The sequence below is a fragment of the Mesorhizobium sp. M7A.F.Ca.CA.002.04.1.1 genome, from assembly GCF_004022805.1.
Taxonomy (GTDB): domain Bacteria; phylum Pseudomonadota; class Alphaproteobacteria; order Rhizobiales; family Rhizobiaceae; genus Mesorhizobium; species Mesorhizobium ciceri.
In genome coordinates, this window is the sequence record NZ_RZPL01001237.1 from 1 (window position 1) to 667 (window position 667).

1 pseudogene is annotated in these 667 nt (G+C 62.5%); it reads left to right on the forward strand.

Annotated elements, in window-relative coordinates:
* Positions 1–521: pseudogene (locus tag ENZ75_RS33555) on the forward strand (FAD-dependent monooxygenase); the annotation flags it as partial.
* Positions 522–667 lie beyond the last annotated feature (146 nt).

The following is a 667-nucleotide window of genomic DNA, read 5'->3' on the forward strand; positions in this document are numbered from 1 at the left end:
ATCGCAATGTGGCCGAGCCGTGGACGCGGGCGTTCCGCCAGGAGCCGCAAAAGATGCTCTGCGAATTGATGCCCGAAATAGCCGTGCGATGCGGCAACTTCGAAGTCGCGAGTCCTGTCGAGGTCAGGCAGATCAGTCTGAGCACGACGCAAGGCCATCGCCGCGACGGGGTCATCTTCATCGGCGATGCTTTCTGTACCACGTGTCCGACGCCGGGCGTCGGCATCGGCCGCGTGATGACCGATGTCGATCAGCTCCATTCGGTTCACATTCCACGCTGGCTCGAAACTCCAGGCATGGCGGCTGACAAGATCAACGCCTTCTATGACGACCCGGTCAAGGTGGCTGCCGATGAGGATGGCATGCGGGTCAGTTACTATGCCAAGTCGATTACCGCCGACACCGGGCTGGAATGGCGCGTGCGGCGCCTGCGCAACAACACCGCGCGCCAGCTGATGATCATCGGCCGTAAGGTCCGGCATCTGGGACAACGGCGGGCACCCGTGGCCAATATGCGATAGGGCGCGACCAGTGGCGCCCTATCGCCGATATTGATTGCCCTTATAGGGCGAAGGCGTCAGTCGCCAACCGCTCAGGTTGCCGTCGGCGGAGGTGTCGATGGGGCAGTCTGGGCCGTGACACCCGAAAGCCTGTCGCGCTTCTGCAA